This is a genomic window from Sphingomonas fuzhouensis, assembly GCF_034659795.1.
GTDB lineage: Bacteria > Pseudomonadota > Alphaproteobacteria > Sphingomonadales > Sphingomonadaceae > Sphingomonas > Sphingomonas fuzhouensis.
On the sequence record NZ_JAXSQY010000008.1, the window covers coordinates 73024 to 90143 of the forward strand.

At 65.3% G+C, this 17120-nt stretch carries 14 protein-coding genes and 1 tRNA gene; 10 read left to right on the top strand and 5 right to left on the bottom strand.

Annotated elements, in window-relative coordinates; all coding sequences use genetic code 11:
• Positions 1–17 precede the first annotated feature (17 nt).
• From U1H82_RS16115 to U1H82_RS16145, 7 genes are all read left to right on the top strand, one after another.
• On the top strand, positions 18–1298 hold the full coding sequence (locus tag U1H82_RS16115) for an MFS transporter (protein WP_322965965.1): 1281 nt from the start codon (positions 18–20) through the stop codon (positions 1296–1298).
• Entirely contained in the window at positions 1295–2932 is a 1638-nt protein-coding gene (locus U1H82_RS16120; protein WP_322965966.1) for a glycoside hydrolase family 43 protein, read from the top strand. The genes U1H82_RS16115 and U1H82_RS16120 overlap by 4 nt, the downstream gene beginning before the upstream one ends.
• Before the next feature lie 67 nt (positions 2933–2999).
• Positions 3000–4295, top strand: a complete 1296-nt coding sequence (locus U1H82_RS16125; RefSeq protein ID WP_322965967.1) for an MFS transporter — start codon at positions 3000–3002, stop codon at positions 4293–4295.
• Positions 4292–6166 carry a glycoside hydrolase family 2 protein gene (locus tag U1H82_RS16130; protein WP_322965968.1) on the top strand — a complete coding sequence of 625 codons (1875 nt, stop codon included), beginning with the start codon at positions 4292–4294 and terminating at the stop codon, positions 6164–6166. Before U1H82_RS16125 ends, U1H82_RS16130 begins: the two co-directional genes overlap by 4 nt.
• Before the next feature lie 65 nt (positions 6167–6231).
• The gene (locus U1H82_RS16135; protein ID WP_322965969.1) at positions 6232–6723 is read left to right on the top strand and encodes a nucleoside deaminase; all 492 of its coding nucleotides are present in this window, start codon (positions 6232–6234) and stop codon (positions 6721–6723) included.
• 60 nt (positions 6724–6783) lie between these two features.
• Positions 6784–6860 (top strand) — tRNA-Pro (locus U1H82_RS16140).
• A gap of 224 nt (positions 6861–7084) precedes the next feature.
• A complete protein-coding gene (locus tag U1H82_RS16145) occupies positions 7085–8947 on the top strand; it encodes a site-specific integrase (RefSeq protein WP_322965970.1) in 1863 nt (620 codons plus the stop codon).
• 113 nt (positions 8948–9060) lie between these two features.
• On the opposite strand, the gene U1H82_RS16150 is transcribed toward U1H82_RS16145, so the two are convergent.
• The 3 genes from U1H82_RS16150 to U1H82_RS16160 form a co-directional block, all read right to left on the bottom strand.
• Entirely contained in the window at positions 9061–9549 is a 489-nt protein-coding gene (locus U1H82_RS16150) for a hypothetical protein (protein ID WP_322965971.1), read from the bottom strand.
• Positions 9550–9608: 59 nt separating this feature from the next.
• Positions 9609–10127 carry a hypothetical protein gene (locus U1H82_RS16155; RefSeq protein ID WP_322965972.1) on the bottom strand — a complete coding sequence of 173 codons (519 nt, stop codon included), beginning with the start codon at positions 10125–10127 and terminating at the stop codon, positions 9609–9611.
• A gap of 63 nt (positions 10128–10190) precedes the next feature.
• Positions 10191–10499 (bottom strand): hypothetical protein, encoded by a 309-nt coding sequence (locus U1H82_RS16160; RefSeq protein WP_322965973.1) that lies wholly within the window; start codon positions 10497–10499, stop codon positions 10191–10193.
• Between the two features lie 461 nt (positions 10500–10960).
• On the opposite strand from U1H82_RS16160, the gene U1H82_RS16165 reads away from it, so the two are divergent.
• Together U1H82_RS16165 and U1H82_RS16170 are read left to right on the top strand one after the other, a co-directional pair.
• Positions 10961–13156, top strand: a complete 2196-nt coding sequence (locus U1H82_RS16165) for a S8 family serine peptidase (RefSeq protein ID WP_322965974.1) — start codon at positions 10961–10963, stop codon at positions 13154–13156.
• A 131-nt stretch (positions 13157–13287) separates the two neighbouring features.
• Positions 13288–13956, top strand: a complete 669-nt coding sequence (locus U1H82_RS16170; protein ID WP_322965975.1) for a hypothetical protein — start codon at positions 13288–13290, stop codon at positions 13954–13956.
• Positions 13957–14068: 112 nt separating this feature from the next.
• Here U1H82_RS16170 and U1H82_RS16175 read toward each other — a convergent pair whose 3' ends face one another.
• A complete protein-coding gene (locus U1H82_RS16175; RefSeq protein WP_322965977.1) occupies positions 14069–14695 on the bottom strand; it encodes a hypothetical protein in 627 nt (208 codons plus the stop codon).
• Positions 14692–15198, bottom strand: a complete 507-nt coding sequence (locus tag U1H82_RS16180) for a hypothetical protein (protein ID WP_322965978.1) — start codon at positions 15196–15198, stop codon at positions 14692–14694. Before U1H82_RS16180 ends, U1H82_RS16175 begins: the two co-directional genes overlap by 4 nt.
• A 519-nt stretch (positions 15199–15717) precedes the next feature.
• Here U1H82_RS16180 and U1H82_RS16185 point away from each other — a divergent pair.
• Positions 15718–17058: a hypothetical protein gene (locus U1H82_RS16185; protein WP_322965979.1), complete on the top strand. Its 1341-nt coding sequence runs from the start codon at positions 15718–15720 to the stop codon at positions 17056–17058.
• The last annotated feature ends 62 nt before the right edge of the window (positions 17059–17120 follow it).

Sequence of the window (17120 nt, forward strand, 5' to 3'; positions counted from 1 at the left end):
CACGAGGCACAAGGTCAATGGGAACGATGAATGCCGAACAGGCCGAAGGACCGGATGTGAAGGGTTTCCCCTATATACGCTGGACGATCATCGCGCTGTTCGTCGGTGCGATGGTCATCAACTATCTGACGCGCAGCATCCTGGGCGTCGCCGCACCCGCGATCATGACCGAACAGCATATCTCGGCCCAGCAATATAGCTGGATCACCGGCGCGTTCCAGTTCGGCATCATGTTCCAGCCGGTGGCGGGCTATCTGCTCGACCTGATCGGGTTGAAGATCGGCTTCACCCTGTTCGTCGCGGTCTGGTCGTGCATCACCATCGGCCACGGTTTCGCCAATGGCTGGCTGGGCTTTGCCGGGCTTCGCGGTGCGCTGGGGCTGGTCGAGGGATCGGCGCAACCGGCGGGGATGAAGGTCGTCGCCGAATGGTTTCCCGCCCGTGAGCGCGGCGTGGCGGGCGGCATCTATCAGATCGGGGCGTCCTTCGGTGCGGTCTTCGCGCCGCCGCTCGTCGCCTGGGCGGTGTTCCACCATAGCTGGCGTGCGGCGTTCTTCGTCGCCGGGGGGCTGGGGCTGCTCTGGGTCGTGGCCTGGCTGTTCTGGTATGCGCCACCTGCGCGTCACCGGGCGCTGTCGGCACGCGAACGCAATCTGATCGTCGAGGGGCAGGAGGCCGCGCTCGTCAAGCAGCGCCGCCGTCCGCCGCTGGGTGAGTTGCTCCGCCGTCGCAACCTCTGGGCGATCGCGGCGGCGCGGTTCCTGGCCGATCCGGTCTGGGGCATGTTGTCGCTCTGGATGCCACTTTATCTGGTTCAGGCGCGGCATTTCGACCTGACCCAGATCGCGCTGTTCGCCTGGCTGCCCTTTCTGGCCGCCGATCTCGGATGCCTGTTCGGTCCGGCCGTGGTCGCGTTCCTACAGCGGCGGGGCGTCAACCTGATCGATGCGCGGCGCGGTGCCTTTACGCTGGGTGCGGTGCTGATGACCGGCATGATGTTCGTCGGCAGCGTCAACAGTCCCGTCGCCGCCGTCGCGCTGCTCTGTCTTGGCGGGTTCGCGCATCAGACGCTGTCCGTCACCGTCATCACGCTCTGCTCCGACCTGTTCCCGCAGGATCAGGTGGCGACGGCGACCGGCGTGTCGGGGACGGCGGCCAATCTGGGCGTGCTGCTTTTCACGCTGACCCTCGGCTCGCTGGTCGATCAGGTCGGCTATCAGCCCTTCTTCATTCTGCTCGGCCTGCTTGACCTGGCCGGTGCGGCTCTCCTCTGGACCTTGGTGCGCAAACCCGCATGACCCCGAACAATCCCATCCTGCGGGGGTTCAACCCCGATCCCTCGATCGTGCGCGTCGGCGAGGATTATTATATCGCGACCTCGACCTTCGAATGGTATCCGGGCGTGCAGATCCACCATAGCCGTGACCTGGTGAACTGGACGCTGGTCGCACGGCCGCTGGCGCGCGCAGGCCAACTCGACATGCGCGGCAATCCCGATAGCTGCGGCGTCTGGGCACCGGACCTCAGTTATCATGACGGGCGCTTCCACCTGATCTTCACCGATGTGAAGCGCTATGGCCGCACCACGGTCGACGGCGCCAAGGGCGCGTCGCTGCGCGACTTCCACAATTACTGGGTATCGAGCGAACGGATCGACGGCGACTGGTCGGACGCGGTGTATCTGAACAGCAGCGGTTTCGACCCGGCGCTGTTCCATGACGAGGACGGGCGCAGCTGGCTGCTCAATATGTTGTGGGACCATCGCCCCGATCGCAAGCGCTTTGCCGGGATCGTCATCCAGCAGATGGACATGACCACCGGCCAGTTGCTGGGCGAGCGGCGGCGCATCTTCGAGGGGACGGCGCTGGGCTTTACCGAGGGGCCGCATCTCTACCGGCGGGACGGCTGGTATCACCTGCTGGTCGCCGAGGGCGGGACCGAACGCGGCCATGCCGTGACGATGGCGCGCTCGCGCGATCTGTTCGGCCCCTATGAGGTTCACCCGGACGGCCCGGTGCTGACCGCGCGCGATACCCCCGACGCGCCGCTGCAACGCACCGGGCACGGCGATCTGGTCGAGACGCCGGAGGGCGAAATCTGGATGGCCTATCTCTGCGGCCGCCCCTTGCCGGGCAGCAATCGTTGCGTGCTGGGGCGCGAGACGGCGATCCGACCGATGGCCTGGGGCGCGGACGGCTGGCTGCGCTGTGCCGAGCCGAGCACGCTCGTCGCCGATCCGGAGCCGGTCACGGCGCGGGACAGCTTCGATAGCGCCACACTGCCCTCCGCCTTCCAGTGGTTGCGCACGCCCGCGCCGGAGCGCATTTTCAGCCTGACCGAGCGGCCGGGGCATCTCCGTCTGTTTGGGCGCGAGACGATCGGCAGCCATTTCGAACAGGCGCTCGTCGCCCGGCGTCAGACCGCCTTCCGCTATGACGTGCAGACCTGTCTCGAGTTCGAGCCGGAGCATTTCCAGCAGGCCGCCGGCATCGTCTGTTATTACAACAGTACCAAATATCATTTCCTCCATCTGACGGCGGGCGACGCGGGCGAACGCTTGATCCAGGTCCTGTCCGTTCTCCCGACCGGCGAAGGGCAGAGTTTGATGAGCGCGGCGGTTCCCGCCCCGGTCGGCGCGATCGAACTGCGCGCCTCCGTCGATCACGAAACCCTGCGCTTCGCGTTTCGTGCCGCGGGGGAGGGGGCTTGGACCTGGCTCGACCAGATGTTCGACGCCAGCATCCTGTCGGACGAAGCGACGCTGGCGGGGCTGCCCAATTTCACGGGCGCCTTTGTCGGCATGGCGTGCCAGGATATGAGCGGGACGGGCCAGCCAGCAGACTTCGCCTTCTTCCACTATGCCGAGGATGCAAGTAACGCTGACCGGCCGCTTCGGCGTGATTGGCCAGGCCAATATGGACGGGCCGTCTGAGACCGGTTAAGCTCCCCTGCAAGCACCGGCGCCACGATGCGCATGGTGGGGTAGGGGAGTGACGGGCTTGCGGGTACGCAATCTGCGCTGGTGGATCGTTGCGCTGATCTGTGCGGGGACCATCGCCAATTATCTGGCGCGCAATTCGCTGGGCGTGCTCGCGCCCGAGCTGAAATCGGCGCTGCACATGTCGACGCAGCAATATAGCTATGTCGTCGGTGCGTTTCAGCTCTGCTACACGATCATGCAGCCGGTGGCGGGGGCGTTCATCGACCGCTTCGGCCTGCGGGCTGGCTTTGCGCTGTTCGGGCTCGCCTGGTCGGCGGCGAACATGATGCACGCGCTGGCGATCGGGTGGCTGAGCCTGGCATTCTTCCGCGGCGTACTGGGTCTGTTCGAGTCGGCGGCGATCCCGTCGGGCATCAAGGCGGTGGCGGAGTGGTTCCCGGCACGCGAGCGGTCGGTCGCGGTCGGCTGGTTCAACGCGGGCACATCGCTCGGCGCGCTGATCGCGCCGCCGGTCGTGGTGGCCGTGGCGCTCTGGGCCGATTGGCGGACCGCATTCCTGGTGACGGGCGGCGTCGGCATTTTCTGGGCCGTGGCCTGGTACATTTTCTATCGCTCGCCTGACCAGCACCCCGCCATCACGCCCGAGGAACAGGCGATGATCGCGGTCGAAAAGCCGCGCGGGCCGATCCGGCGCGCCAAGGCGAAGGAGATCCTGCGTACCACACGCTTCTGGGTGATCGCGGTGCCCCGCTTTCTGGCCGAACCGGCGTGGCAGACCTTCAGCTTCTGGATACCCCTCTACCTTGCCAGCGAACGCGGCATGGACCTGAAGCAGATTGCGCTTTTTGCCTGGCTGCCTTTTCTGGCGGCGGATGTCGGCGGCATCCTGGGCGGCTATCTGTCGCCCTGGCTGATGAAGCGGGGTGTCACGCTGATCCCCTCGCGTGTCGCGGGTGTGGCGCTGGGCGCGGTGTTAATGATCGCGCCGGGATGCATCGGACTGGCGGCCAGCCCTTATGTCGCGATTGCGCTGTTCTGCATCGGCGGCTTTGCGCACCAGATGATCTCGGGCCTTATCAACACGCTATCGGCAGATGTCTTCGCCCCCGCCGAGGTCGGGACGGCCAATGGCTTTATCGGCCAGGCGGGTTGGATCGGCGGGCTGCTCTTCTCCCTGTTGATCGGGCAGTTGGCCGATACGGTGGGCTATGCGCCGCTCTTTGCCGTACTGGCGGTGTTCGACCTGATCGGGGCGGTGGTGCTGATCGTCTTCATTCGCCACCTGACGCCGTTCACCACCGATCCGGTGGTCGAAGAACGAGAGGATCGGCCAAGTAGGGGAGTTACGGCATGAGCAGGACAGGTTTGGGATATGTCATCGCGGGGCTGGCCATGGCGTTTGGCGCGCCGCTCGCCGCGCAGGAGGCGGCACCTCGACCCAGCCCGGTCCTGGTCGCCGCCGACCTGCGCGATGGCACCGACCTGTCCGGGCCTTGGCATTATTCGATCGATCCGTTCCGCTCCGGCATATCGGGCTTTCACGGCGGGATGCCCGACGCGGGGCAGCAACGCTGGCGCGACGTCGATGTCCGCGCGGCGATGGCGAAGGACAGTCGCGTCCTTTACGAATTCGACCTCGCCCATTCGCCACTCACCTCGCTGCCCTCGTCCTGGCTGACCCATGCGGCCGAGCTGCGCCATTATGACGGGCTGATGTGGTATCAGCGCGTCTTCGCGGTGCCCGCGTCCCGCAAGGGTCGCTATTTTCTGCGTTTCGGCGCCGCCAATTATGCGACCATCGTCTATCTGAACGGCAAGCCGATCGGTCGGCATGAAGGGGGCTTCACCCCCTTCGCCTTCGACGTGACCCAGGCGTTGCGTGACGGGGAGAACCAGATCACCGTCGGCGTCGACAGCCAGGCGACCGAGGCCACCGTGCCGCCGCCCGTCACCGATTGGGAGAATTATGGCGGCATCACCCGCCCGGTCCGGTTGATCGCGACGCCCGACACCTATGTCGACGATGCCTGGGTCCGGCTGACCCGCGATGGCCGGATCGCGGTCGATATCCATCTCGACGGGCCCCAGGCCGCCAACCAGCCGGTCCGGCTGCGCATCGCCGAGCTTGGCCTCGACCGGGCTGGAACGACCGATGCCAAGGGCGATTGGCGTGCGACCATGGCGGCGCCGCGTACCCTGATCCGCTGGTCGCCCGACCGGCCCCGGCTGTACGACGTCGCGGTCACCACGGGCGAGGACCAGTGGCACGACCGCATCGGCTTTCGCACGATCGAGCGGCGTGGTGCCGATATCCTGCTCAACGGCAAGCCGATCTTCCTGCGTGGCATTTCGATGCATGAGGAGGAACTGGGCGTCGATCCGACGCGCGCCATGACCCCGGCCGCGTCGCGTGCGCTGCTGAGCGAGATCAAGGACGGGCTGCATGGCAATTTCGTCCGGCTGGCGCATTATCCGCATTCCGACGTGACGGTGCGCATGGCCGACGAGCTGGGGTTGATCGTGTGGAGCGAAATCCCCGTGTACTGGCGCGTCGCCTGGTCCAACCCCGATACGCTGAACCGCGCCCGGACGATGTTGGCGGAGAATATCCTGCGCGATCGCAACCGCGCCTCGGTGGCGATCTGGAGCATCGCGAACGAGACGCCCGTGACCGATGCCCGCAATATATTCCTCCGCACCTTGGTCGGCGATGTCCGTCGGCTCGACGACACCCGCCTGGTCAGCGCCGCGTTGCTGGTCGAACGGAGGGAGGGAGCGGACCACCCGGTGATGACGCTCGCCGACCCGCTGGCCGATGCGCTCGATGTCATGGCGATCAACACCTATAATGGCTGGTACTCGCAGGATCGCCTGACCGATCTGGCGCGCAGCGAGTGGCGGCTGCCCGCCGACAAGCCGCTGATCTTCTCCGAATTCGGTGCCGATGCGCGGGCGGGATTCCACGATCCGGCGAACAAGCAGAAATTCTCCGAGGAATTTCAGGCGGATTATTATCGCGCGACGCTGGGCATGGCCGATCATGTGCCGACTTTGCGCGGCATGTCGCCCTGGATTCTGAAGGACTTCCGATCGCCGCGCCGACAGAATCCCGACTTTCAGCAGGGATGGAACCGCAAGGGCCTGATTTCCGAAACCGGGCAGCGCAAGGCGGCGTTCGGCGTGTTGAGCGACTATTATGCGGCCAAGGCATCGACCGTGCGATAGGTCCGATCGGCGCAAGGAATTTCAGGCGCTTGGCTCAAAACCGATAGCGCGACGTTGGACAGGTCATGACCCCAGACGACGAACATTGGATGCGTATGGCGATCGAGGTCGCGCGGTCGAAGGGCTCCGATCCCTCGACCTCACCACTGGGCTCGGTCATCGTTCGCGGTGGCCGGGTCCTCGCGGCCGAGCGTAACCAGACCCATGAACTGCCCGACGCCACCGCCCATGCGGAAATGATGGCGATCCGCCGGGCCTGCGAAGGCGAGGGCGAACTCGAACTGCGCGATGCGACTCTGTATTCGACGCTTCAGCCCTGCGGCATGTGCACTATGGCGTCGATCTGGTCGAAGGTCGGCCGCGTCGTCTATGGCGCTGGGCGCGATGATGTCCACCCGATGTATTTCGAGGCCCGGCATGTCGACACGCTCGGCTTCATCGCCGATGCCTATCGCCACGATATCGTGATCGAGGGTGGATGTCTGCGCGAGGAATGCGCCACGCTCTATTATCCGCCCGATGCCAACCTGCCCAAGGAGGAGCAGGCCAACCTGTAGCGCTTTCCCGAAATACCCCTTGCGCCCGCCGCCCCGCTTCCCCTAAGGGCAACCGCCTGTCGGGGAGTGGCGCAGTCTGGTAGCGCGCCTGCTTTGGGAGCAGGATGTCGCAGGTTCGAATCCTGTCTCCCCGACCATCCGCATCTAAGTCGTTGATTTCACGTCGCCTAACTGGCGATCGGGAACCGTTGTACCCACGGCTGTACCCATCGCTGTACCCATCGGGGGTGACGGAATGGGATTACGGAACCTGCGGCTGCGTGGCGGCAGCTATCATTGGCGGCGCAAGATCACGGTGGCGGGCACGCACGTGCCTCTGTGCTTTTCCCTTCGAACGGGAAATTATAAATATGCGCGGTGTATGGCCGATCGCCTGAATGTGGCGGTCGAGGGGGTGCGCATGGCCTATGGCCAATCGACGGGGATGAGGCCGGATCAACTGAAGAAGGTGTTCAGCGATGCGCTGCGCTGGCAGTTGCAGCGCATCCTGGAAGATCAGGCGGGCACTTCCGCGCCAGCCGATGATCACGCGTCGATCAACACCCTCTATGCCGAGGCCTGGGGCTTTCTGGGCCGCCGCGGGGTCGGCGCGCAATGGACGCTGGACGAGCATGACCGCCTGATCGCGGCCGGCTGGTCGCCGGCGCGCGCGAAGCAGGTCGCCGATCTGGTGTTCGAGTTCCAGAACAACGATCCAGTCTCCAAGAAACAAATCGACAGCTACACCACCGCGTTCGGCATCCTTCCGACGCAGGACAATGTCGCCCGTATGGGCAAGACGATCTGCGCCGCGCGGGCAGCCGCCTGCCGAGAAGCGACGGCGTTGCTGCCCGACACGGAAGATGAGACGGCCGCATGGGTCGACGACGCGTTGGCGGACGACGCGCCATTCGCCTTCGAGCAGATCGCGCCACAAGGCACGCGCCCTGCACCTACAGAACCACTCTCGGATGACAGCGTCACGCCGGCTCAGCCCCCGGCACCGCCGTCAAAGCCCGAGCGACAGAAACAACGCATCGTCGATGCGGCTGAGGACTGCATCGCCGCGTACAGCAAGGAGGGCGGCTGGGACAGGGATTCGATCAAGCAGGTGCGGACCGCCATCCGCCTGTTCGATCACGCTTGCGGCGGCGACGCCTTCATCGAGGATCTGGACCAATCCCATGTTCGCGCCTTCACGACCCTATGTCGGGCATTGCCGAACCGCTGGGGCCGTACCCGCGAGGAACAGGCGGGTGGCATCGCCGCCAGCCTGAAGCGGGCGAAGGGCATGGACCCCGCGCAGATCGGCATCAGTCAGGTCACCATCAACAAGCATCTGACGTGGGTCGCTGCCGTCCTGGCCCATGCGGCGGGCGAAGAGGATGACCCCGAGGCGCATCGACCGGCCAAGCCGCTGTCCTTCAAGGTTGCGCGGGCCGGCCTTGGCAAATCCGATCGCAAGCAGCGCAAGCGTGACCGGGACAAGCGCGCCAATTGGACCAAGCAGGAAGTCGCCACGCTGTTGTCCGCGCCGATCTGGACCGGGTGCGCCGATATCGGCGGACGTTTCAAACCCGGAACCGAAATCTTCCACGACGCCTGGTACTGGCTGCCGTTGATGCTCCCACTTTATGGCGGTCGCAGTTCAGAGCTTGCCGGGCTGGGCTTGGCCGAGGTGTTCGAACAAGACCCGATCCCCTATTTTCTGATCCAATATACCGAGGATCGGTCGCTCAAGAACATCCAGTCGATTCGACGGCTGCCGATCCATCCCGAACTGATCCGCTTGGGCTTTATCGACTATGTGAAGGCGATGCGCGCCGCAGGATCGACCATGCTGTTTCCAGAGATGCAGTCGCCGAACTCCACGACATTCGCCGGGACGTTCTACAAGTCCGTGTTCAGGCCGTTGCGGGACTGGGCTTTCCCCGAAGGCACGTCATGGCGGCATCGCGTCGGCGGGGCATGGAAGGACAAGGACGTCCACAGCTTCCGCGGCTTGGCAACGACGACCATGAAAGGGCGTGTTCCCAGCGAAGTGCGGTGCGACATCTTCGGCCACGAGGGCGAGACGGAGACCGCAAGGACCTATGACGAGGAAGCCGAGCTTTCTCTCAAGCTTGATGCCCTGAAGTTGCTGACGCCGCTGACCGCGCACATCCCTGCGACGCTCCCCATTCGGCTAAGGCCGCCCGAGCGACGGCAGCATCGTACGCGAGCCGCGAAGGTGCGGTTAAAGTGAGTGTCGGCATATCGGACGAGCTGCCATATTCGGGCAAGACCGCTATTATTTTCGAGCGGGTGTCCGAATAGGCTGGCTCGTCCGTATAGGGTGATAGACCTCGACGCGATCCGTCAGGCGGCCTTTGCCCAGAGCGTGCACTGCGCGTCGTCGTACTGGACGCCCGGCCGCATGACCTGCCGGGTCAGCCACGTGCTGGCACGTTCGATGCCCTCACTCAGATCGTCGGCGGGCTTGCCGTCGATGTGCACGATCTCCCGCGGAGCGAGCCGGAAATGCCCGCGCACATGAGCCTGCGGCAGGATCAGCCCCCGGTTGCCCGACTTCGACTGCCACAGGCGGCAGCCGCTCTGGATGTGGCAACGGCCATCGCGCGGCAAGAACATCGTGATCCCGGTCAGCGCCGGGGTCGGTCCGGTGCGATATTCGAGGTGCAGGACGTCGGCGTCGGTCTCGACCGCGTGACGGCCCATCTTGATCTGGTCCTCGATCTCGAGCGGATCGCCACCGGTGATGGCAACGCCGGGCTTGAGCTTGCGGGTACCGAGCAGCAGCTTCACGACGGCGCGGGTGACGGCGGCTTCGAAGGTCGGGGTGTTCATCTCGATTTCTCCTTGTTTCATCCCCCATTTCCGGGGGCACATTCTCGTGTTCGCTGATCTCAACCCTGTTCTGTCCGCCGGCAGGCGCGGACTATCTCGGCGGCGGCTCGCTCGAGCCCGGTCACCCGCTCCCACCCGCTGTTCCAGGGAGCGGGCATCGACACCTCCAACCCGTGCCGTGTGATCCCGACGAAGAGGTCCGGACGTGCCGGCACGAGGTGCAGGCCGCCATCGGCATCGCGGTAGAAGCTCAAATCCTGCACCAGGATCGGTCCGGTGACCGAGTGAAGCGCGACATCGGCCCGCACCGGCTCGAGGATTTCGGGGTGGAAACCGTGCCGGATCAGCACCACGTCACGCTTGCGGGTCGCGGCACAGCGCATCACCGCGTCGTCATAAAGACGCTCGGTGACCGGGGTCGCCACGATGATGAGGTTGTTTTCGAGCGACTCCACGCCGCCTGGCAGGCCGGTGTTGCCCGCGTAGGGGTACGGCTCGTCGGGAGCGAGTGCGGTCAGAACATAGTTGAGGAGCGCGACCGAGGTCGTCGGCAGCGTGTCATGGAGGGTCGAATGCATGGGGGTACCTGCGCAGCAGCTTGATCCCCGGACCGGCTGGTCCGGATCAGGCCCCTTCGATTTTCATTTCTCTTCAGGGCTTCGCTCGGCCCCGGCCGATTGTCCCCTCTTCACGCGGCAGCGATCGCGGCCATCGCGGAAAAGAGCGTTGCCAATCACGGCATAGGCCCAGCCATCGAAGGTTCGCGCGCTATCCGCGATGGTGCCGGAGCGATGGATCGCGGCAGCCGGGCAATAGACTTCAGCCATGGCCGGCACCCAGCCGGCGATGCTGCCGGCGGGCTGACGTTGCCACCACTGCCCGGCGATCAGGGCGGTCAGCAGCAGGATGGCGCTCACGCGGAAAACCAACGGAAAGCTGCGTCGCTTCATTTTCTTTCCTCCAGCAGATTGTCGCTGCTGAAGAGGGTAAGCGTCTCAAAATATGGCGGATTGTGCAGTCATAAGCCGCCCAGCTTGCCGCATGTTGCAGCAATCCGAACGTCGTTCCTGCACGGCGGGGCTTGGTTCGTTAACGGGTTCCGCTTACACCAGCCACGTTCGTCAGCAGGCGGACCGAGGCGTCAGAACCTCGTCGATAAGTAGCCGAATGCCCGGCCCGAACCAGTTTCGGCCGGGGAGCGGGCGTGCATGTCCAAGGCACCTTCGGGGGCCCAAAGACGCTCGCGCCTGTCTTATCGCGGGTTCTGAATCCCCGGCTCACGGGCCGGCATCGCCTCGTTTTCAGATGGGGCGGTGCCGCCGGCTGGGGAAGCCAAGCATCGCCCGAAACGGGGGTGCGTATGGTTGCGGGACACAGCCGCCAGTGGCGGAAAACATTTCAAACACCATCGGTGATCTCGGCAGCGATGCTGCTCGCGGCCTGTGGCGGCGGTGGCGTGGCTTCGTCAGGGTCGATCCCGACGCCTGCACCGACGCCGACGCCCAATCCAACACCGACGCCATCCCCCACACCGACACCGCCGCCCAGCGCGGCGGATAGCGCCGAGTATAAGGCGTCTGCCGCTGTGGTCGGCGCGAAAGCGGCTTATGCCTATGACAAGGGCATCACCGGCAAGGGTGTGACCATCGCGGTCATCGACACTGGCATCGCCACCAGCAGCGCCGAGTTCGCCGGCCGCATTTCGCCCGACAGCAAAACGTTCGAGAGCCGGATCGCGCGTTGCGCTACCTGTGCACCGGAGACGGTCACCTTCCCGCTCGACGATGTGCAGGGCCATGGCACCGAGGTCGCCTCAGTCGCGCTCGCCGCGAAAAACGGCTCGGGCGTGCACGGCGTCGCCTATGACGCCACACTACTCGCCCTCAAGATCGCCGCCCCCGATCTCGAGAACGTCACCGCCACCTCCGTGATCAAGGAGGCCGATGGCGCTAATCCGATGAATATCGCCCCGGCGATTGCCTATGCGGTGGAGAGAGGCGCGTTTGTCATCTCGCTGAGCCTGAACGGCGAGGCAGCCGGTCAGGCGGCGACCGACCAACGCAACGCCATGGACGGCGTCGTTAAAGCCGACCGGCTGCTCGTCCAGTCCGTCTCGAACTTCGTCGACGACAAGAGTGCAGCATTAGGCACCATCACCCGCAATTTCGTTGGCAACAATCTGGAAAACAGGGACAATTTCCTGTTCGGCATCCGCGTCGACAGCTCGCTGCGACCGCCCAGCGGCAATGGCCTGCCCGGCGATCTTGCCGACCGCACGCTTGCGGTCGTGGCGGTGGACGTCAGCGTCGTGGGCAAGGACGGGCAACTGACCACCGTAACCGGCAACAGCTTTGCGGCTCCCGCCATTGCCGGGGCCGTCGCGCTGCTCAAGCAGTACTGGCCGCAACTCGGCGGCAAGGCGATCTCGCGCATCCTGCTCGATACCGCGACCGACCTCGGCGACAAGGGTGCAGACCAGATCTTCGGCGCCGGTTTGCTCAACATCGAGGCCGCGATGAAGGCACAGGCGCCTACCAGTGCTTTCGCCGCCGCCGACATGGTGCTGGCGCGCTATTCCTCGCTTAGCCTCTCCGGCCCATACGGTGGCGGTGCCCGACTAGCCAATGCCGTCACCCACATGACGGTGTTCGACCGCTATGGCCGTGACTTCTCCATGACCGGCACCGTCAGGCCATCGAGCAGGGGATCGGGGTTGCTTGCAGGCGCGATGCTGGGGACGATCGATCCGCCTTGGCTGGCCACCACGGCCAACGACGCAAAGTTCGGTTTCACCTCCGCTACCACCGGACCATGGGCCGCGGCGCGTTCCGGCCGCCCGGCCACCTTCGCCTTCTCGCCTGTTGCGGGACAGACGGTCAGCTTCAGCGCCAATGTCGGGATCGGGCAAGGTGCGGGCATCGCCGGTTCTGCCCTGCGCGGTGTCGTCGCCGCGCCGATCGGCACGTCATCCTCATGGAGCGGCGACGGCTGGTCGGCGGCCTTTGCATCCGGCGTATCGCGCGACGGCCGCTCTGCTTTGCGCAGCGTCACTTTCGCATCGCCGATGGGCCTCGGTGTCGAGCTATCGAACCTGACCGAACGCGGTCAGGTGCTGGGTTTGCGTGGCCCCGCTGGCTTTGCCCTCTCCGGCAGCCGGACTACGCTGGCCACGCTGACCGCCAGCCGAACCGTTGCTGGCGTGCTGCTGTCGGCACGGGCCACGGCCGCCACCACCCAGGTCGCTGGCGGATCGGACCTGTTGCGCTTCACCGGACCAATGACCGGCACCGCCTTCGCGCTCGACGCGGCGTATCGTCTTGGCGGCGGTACCGTCACGCTCGGACTATCATCACCGCTTCGGCTCGAGCGCGCCCGCGCGGTGGTCGAAGCGCCCGTCGCCTATGACCTGATGACCAGCGTGCTCGCCACTTGCCTGACCAGCGTCGACCTGACACCGACCGCACGCGAGATGGATGTCGAGCTTGGCTGGTCGGCTGCGCTGTCACCCAGCTCGTCACTGCGGCTCGGCGTCGCCCATGCCTTCGATGCCGGCCACGTCGCCGGCGGGCAGGACACCGCAGGCTTCGTCGCGCTGGTGCTGCGATGAGGCTTGCCGTCCGGGCGCGCTCGCCACCGGCAAGCCCAGCTCACCCGTAGAGACACACCCCACGACGGACGTGCCACGCCGGGATGCATCTCGGCGAACGAACCCGCACGTCCAGACCACAAGGACATAATATGATGACGAAAATCACCGCCACCGCCGCACTGGCGCTGCTCACCGCCTGTGGATCGGCCTCGGTTGCCGAGCAGGAGGCCGCCGCGCAGATGAAGACTGCGGCCGCACCGCTGACGATCGCGGGCATCCGTATCGGCATGGCCGCGCCCGAGGTGCAGGCGACGCTTGCCCGTACCGGATGGAAGGTCGAGACGTCGGCGGGCGAGGATTGGGCCGCGACCGTCGACCATGAGGCCAAGCGGCAGCGCGACGTCTTCCCGATCGAGGAGCCGAAACAGGGTGTGGCGGTGCTGAACGCCGCGAAAGGCGACGAGAGCCTGATCGTCGAATTCCAGCCGATGCCGACGGGTGACGCGGTCAAAGTCGTCAAATACGTCGCGCCTGCGGCCGGACGGACGCCCGAGCAGATCGCCGCCGAGATGGTGAAGCGCTATGGCAAGCCGGGTTTCTCGCAAATCGTCGGATCCACATACGAGGCGAGCTGGTGCACGGGCGGCGACCGGTGCCGTCAAATCTGGGGCAATCCGCACGAGGGGCTTGCGGCCAAACTCGACGTCTACGGCAAGCTGAACGTCTCCCTCTCGCAAGGCGTGGTAGCGGAGCGGGCATGGCAGAATGCGGTCAGCCGTGCGGTCGGTGGAGGTACGGCAGGGAAATCGTCATTCTGACGAGCCGTAGCCGCCGACGGTCAATTCGATGGACGGGACGCTGGGGCGTCCCGTCCATCGCCATCGATCGATGCGGCACGCGGCATGTCGCGATACCGAAATTCCGCTCTGTTCATTGCCCCAGCGTCAGCGCCCAGCGTGCGGAGAAATCTGCCCAATCCTCTGCCCACATGGCATGCTCGCTTTCGGCAAGGTCGGGATGGGGCGGCCCCCAACCGGACGCCCGGTGGGTGCGACCAAGCACGATGGCGTGGGCATGCGGAGCTTCCTCTGCCAGTTGATCGCACGGCGCATGAGCGACGACGAGACTGGTCAGGCGACGCTCCCGGCCGAACCGCAAGGCCGCATAGGACAGCACCGCTCCGAACCCGTCATGCACCGGCACATCGGAAACGAACGGGAAGGTGAAGACGGCGCCCAGAAGCTTTTGATGCGGCTGAACCGCCGCGTCATAGTCGCCAAACAGCCGCCCGATGGATGTGACGTCCGGCACGCCGGGTGCCGGGATGATCCGGTGATCGCGGGCCGTCACCGGCCAGCCGCACGCCGTTCTCGGCGTATCCCCGACAGGCTTGACGGGATTGAGCTTGGCGAAGGCGATCTGGCTCATTGTATTATCCAGTCCGCTGCGCCGCGGCCGGACGAGGCCGAAGCCGATCGCGCGGCCGGCCTCTGCACGGACATCGAAAAGCCGGTCGGCGACGGCGCCAGGCGCCAGCCATTCGGGAAGCGTGATCACTTCGTCCCTCCCGCGAAGATGCCGGACAGAAGCGCCCGACCGTCGGCCAGTCCCGCTCGCCAATCAACTTCGCTATCCCATGGCGCGCATTCGCAACCGCGGAGTCCCACAGGCAGCAGGGCGAAGCACGTGCTTCCCGGCTCCGGGGGCACGAAATGACATGATGCCCCGGAACCGAGGAAGAGGTTCAGTCCGGATGAGTAAACCGGATCGTTGCCGGCGAGCATGACCGCGAAGGTGATGTCGTCGATGCTATCCCGCGAGGCGAGCGCGATCAGCACATCGGTGTCATATGCCCGGACGAGTCCCGCGACGTCTCGGGGGGCGGGCGGCACGATTGCAGGGACGACCAGCAACGACGCCGCTGACGCGTGAACATAGTGCCGCAGCCGAGTGGCAGGTATTGAACCCGCATCTGGATCGACAGGAAAACGCAGCCCGGCCAGACGCGCAGGGGTCAGGGCGGCGGCGATCGCAACCGCCTCCAGTGTCTTGATGTGCATGGTCGACTTCTATCCATGGGGGGCCGCGGGCTGTTCGCGGCGATCCTCCCTGGTCATTTCACCTCTCGGCTCAGCCGATCCGCTTTCCGGCCTTTCATCACCGACTTCGCCGCCACGCGGCGCTTGGGTGGTCTTGGCGGAGCATGCCCCGGCCATGCGACCGGTCCCGCCTTCCGGAGGCACCGTCATCGCGGTGCCGGCGGACCTGGAGGCGACGCCTCCACCAGGAGCGCTTGCGCTCCCGGCGCGCACGCGCCGACGCAGCTAAAATGACACAAATATGAAATGCGACATTTTAGCGGTATTGCGCCGCAGTTTTCGTGCGGCCCCGCATGGGGCCGGTCTGCCTTCGTCTGTGAGGGTGCCCACCTCTTTCTGTAAGCTTTCCTCCGCTTCTTTGTGAGATTGTGCGTGCCGCCCTTACGGCGGCGTTTACCGCGTGTGAGGGTCTGCAAGGCTATGCCTGCTTGGTGTCGCGAGCGGCGAGCGTCGGCCGTCCGCATCGATGGAGCATCGAGGATGGATCTGAATGCCCTGCTGACCCCGGCCGAGCTGGAAGTGTATCGGCGTCACATGGCGGGCGGGCAGTACGGCGACGGCAGCCCCGAACAGGAGAAGGCCGCCGCCGCGAGCATCACCAGAATGCTGAAGCTTTTGGTGACGAAGGCGGGGCGCAACGCCGTTGGAGCCCTGGGCCCCGGACGCGGCTCGATCCTATCGGAACTGATCGCGGTACTGCTCGGCCCAGCCCCCGATCCGCAAGCCTGGATGGAGGCCATCGCCCGTGGCAGCTTCGACCTCACCGGGTACAAGGCCTATGGCAAGCGGCCGAAGACGATCGACGGTAAGCAGCCCGCGATCGGATCGCCAGGTAATTTCCTGCCCCGTCTGCTGGATCGGTACCATAAGGCGGTGGGCCATCGTCCGCCGAACGCACGGGAAATTGCCGATCTGCGGACCGCGCTGGGTATCCTGATCGCGACGTCGCTGCTCAAAGAACTGCACAACGTCACCAATGAACGGGCCGCACTCGGCATTGCTTGGCCGCTCGTCAGCGCCGTCTCCGGGCGACAGCATGCGGAACTCCGTCGGTTCATCGCTGGCTATGGAGACGATCCGTCGTTTCGACATCAGCTCGCCGCTGACATCCAGCGTTCGGTGATCGACTGGGTGAAGCGCCATCCGGGCAAGGTCCTGCCGAAGAACAAGCAGGTAGACAGCCAGGCACCGCAGACCGACATCGAGCAGCATTTTGCCAATGAGGCGAATTCCGAGGAGCGACGGAAAAGCGCGCTGATCGCGTTCGGCAAAACCCTGTTGTCCGGCGACAGCGGATACGACGATCCAACGATTGACGCCGTGCTTGATGCTCTCCGTGACGAACCGGCTTACGCTTGGCTGCGCGACATGCCGGGGCACCCCGTGCCAGCAGATTACCCCGGTGGCGGGTCACCCATGCCGACCGAGCTGCTGCGGCAATTCATGCCGATCGCCGCTGGCCCCAGCACGACCGAGCAGGTTCTGGGACGCGCTGCCATGGCGCCCATCGCGATCATGTCGCCACGCCCCCTACGGCTGACGGAAAGCGAAATGATCAACAAGCGGCTCGATGATCTGGCGCGGTCCATTCACACGCATGTCGAGACAAAGGGCCTGCCGCCGATGGAAACCCCCATCGAGCATCTGGCGATGTTCGAGGCGAGCGTCTGTTACTGGTCGCTCAATCCGGACTGGGAGGCCCGCCAGCCTTGGGAGGATATTGGCTTCAATCTCCATGCGCCATCCCGGGAGGATGAAGACGCGGCCTACCGATTGTGGGACATGGTCACCAGCCGTGCGGAGACAAAGCGAACCATCTGACGATGTCGTCGCGGCGCCAGGGATATTGGCGTCGCGGCTGTTGTTATCTGTTGATGCGATTT

Coding starts and splice junctions, on each gene's coding strand:
- U1H82_RS16160 (WP_322965973.1), bottom strand. CDS start 10,499: ATGAAGCGACGCAGCTTTCCGTTGGTTTTCCGCGTGAGCGCCATCCTG.
- U1H82_RS16120 (WP_322965966.1), top strand. CDS start 1,295: ATGACCCCGAACAATCCCATCCTGCGGGGGTTCAACCCCGATCCCTCG.
- U1H82_RS16135 (WP_322965969.1), top strand. CDS start 6,232: ATGACCCCAGACGACGAACATTGGATGCGTATGGCGATCGAGGTCGCG.
- U1H82_RS16130 (WP_322965968.1), top strand. CDS start 4,292: ATGAGCAGGACAGGTTTGGGATATGTCATCGCGGGGCTGGCCATGGCG.
- U1H82_RS16155 (WP_322965972.1), bottom strand. CDS start 10,127: ATGCATTCGACCCTCCATGACACGCTGCCGACGACCTCGGTCGCGCTC.
- U1H82_RS16150 (WP_322965971.1), bottom strand. CDS start 9,549: ATGAACACCCCGACCTTCGAAGCCGCCGTCACCCGCGCCGTCGTGAAG.
- U1H82_RS16185 (WP_322965979.1), top strand. CDS start 15,718: ATGGATCTGAATGCCCTGCTGACCCCGGCCGAGCTGGAAGTGTATCGG.
- U1H82_RS16180 (WP_322965978.1), bottom strand. CDS start 15,198: ATGCACATCAAGACACTGGAGGCGGTTGCGATCGCCGCCGCCCTGACC.
- U1H82_RS16170 (WP_322965975.1), top strand. CDS start 13,288: ATGATGACGAAAATCACCGCCACCGCCGCACTGGCGCTGCTCACCGCC.
- U1H82_RS16115 (WP_322965965.1), top strand. CDS start 18: ATGGGAACGATGAATGCCGAACAGGCCGAAGGACCGGATGTGAAGGGT.
- U1H82_RS16145 (WP_322965970.1), top strand. CDS start 7,085: ATGGCCGATCGCCTGAATGTGGCGGTCGAGGGGGTGCGCATGGCCTAT.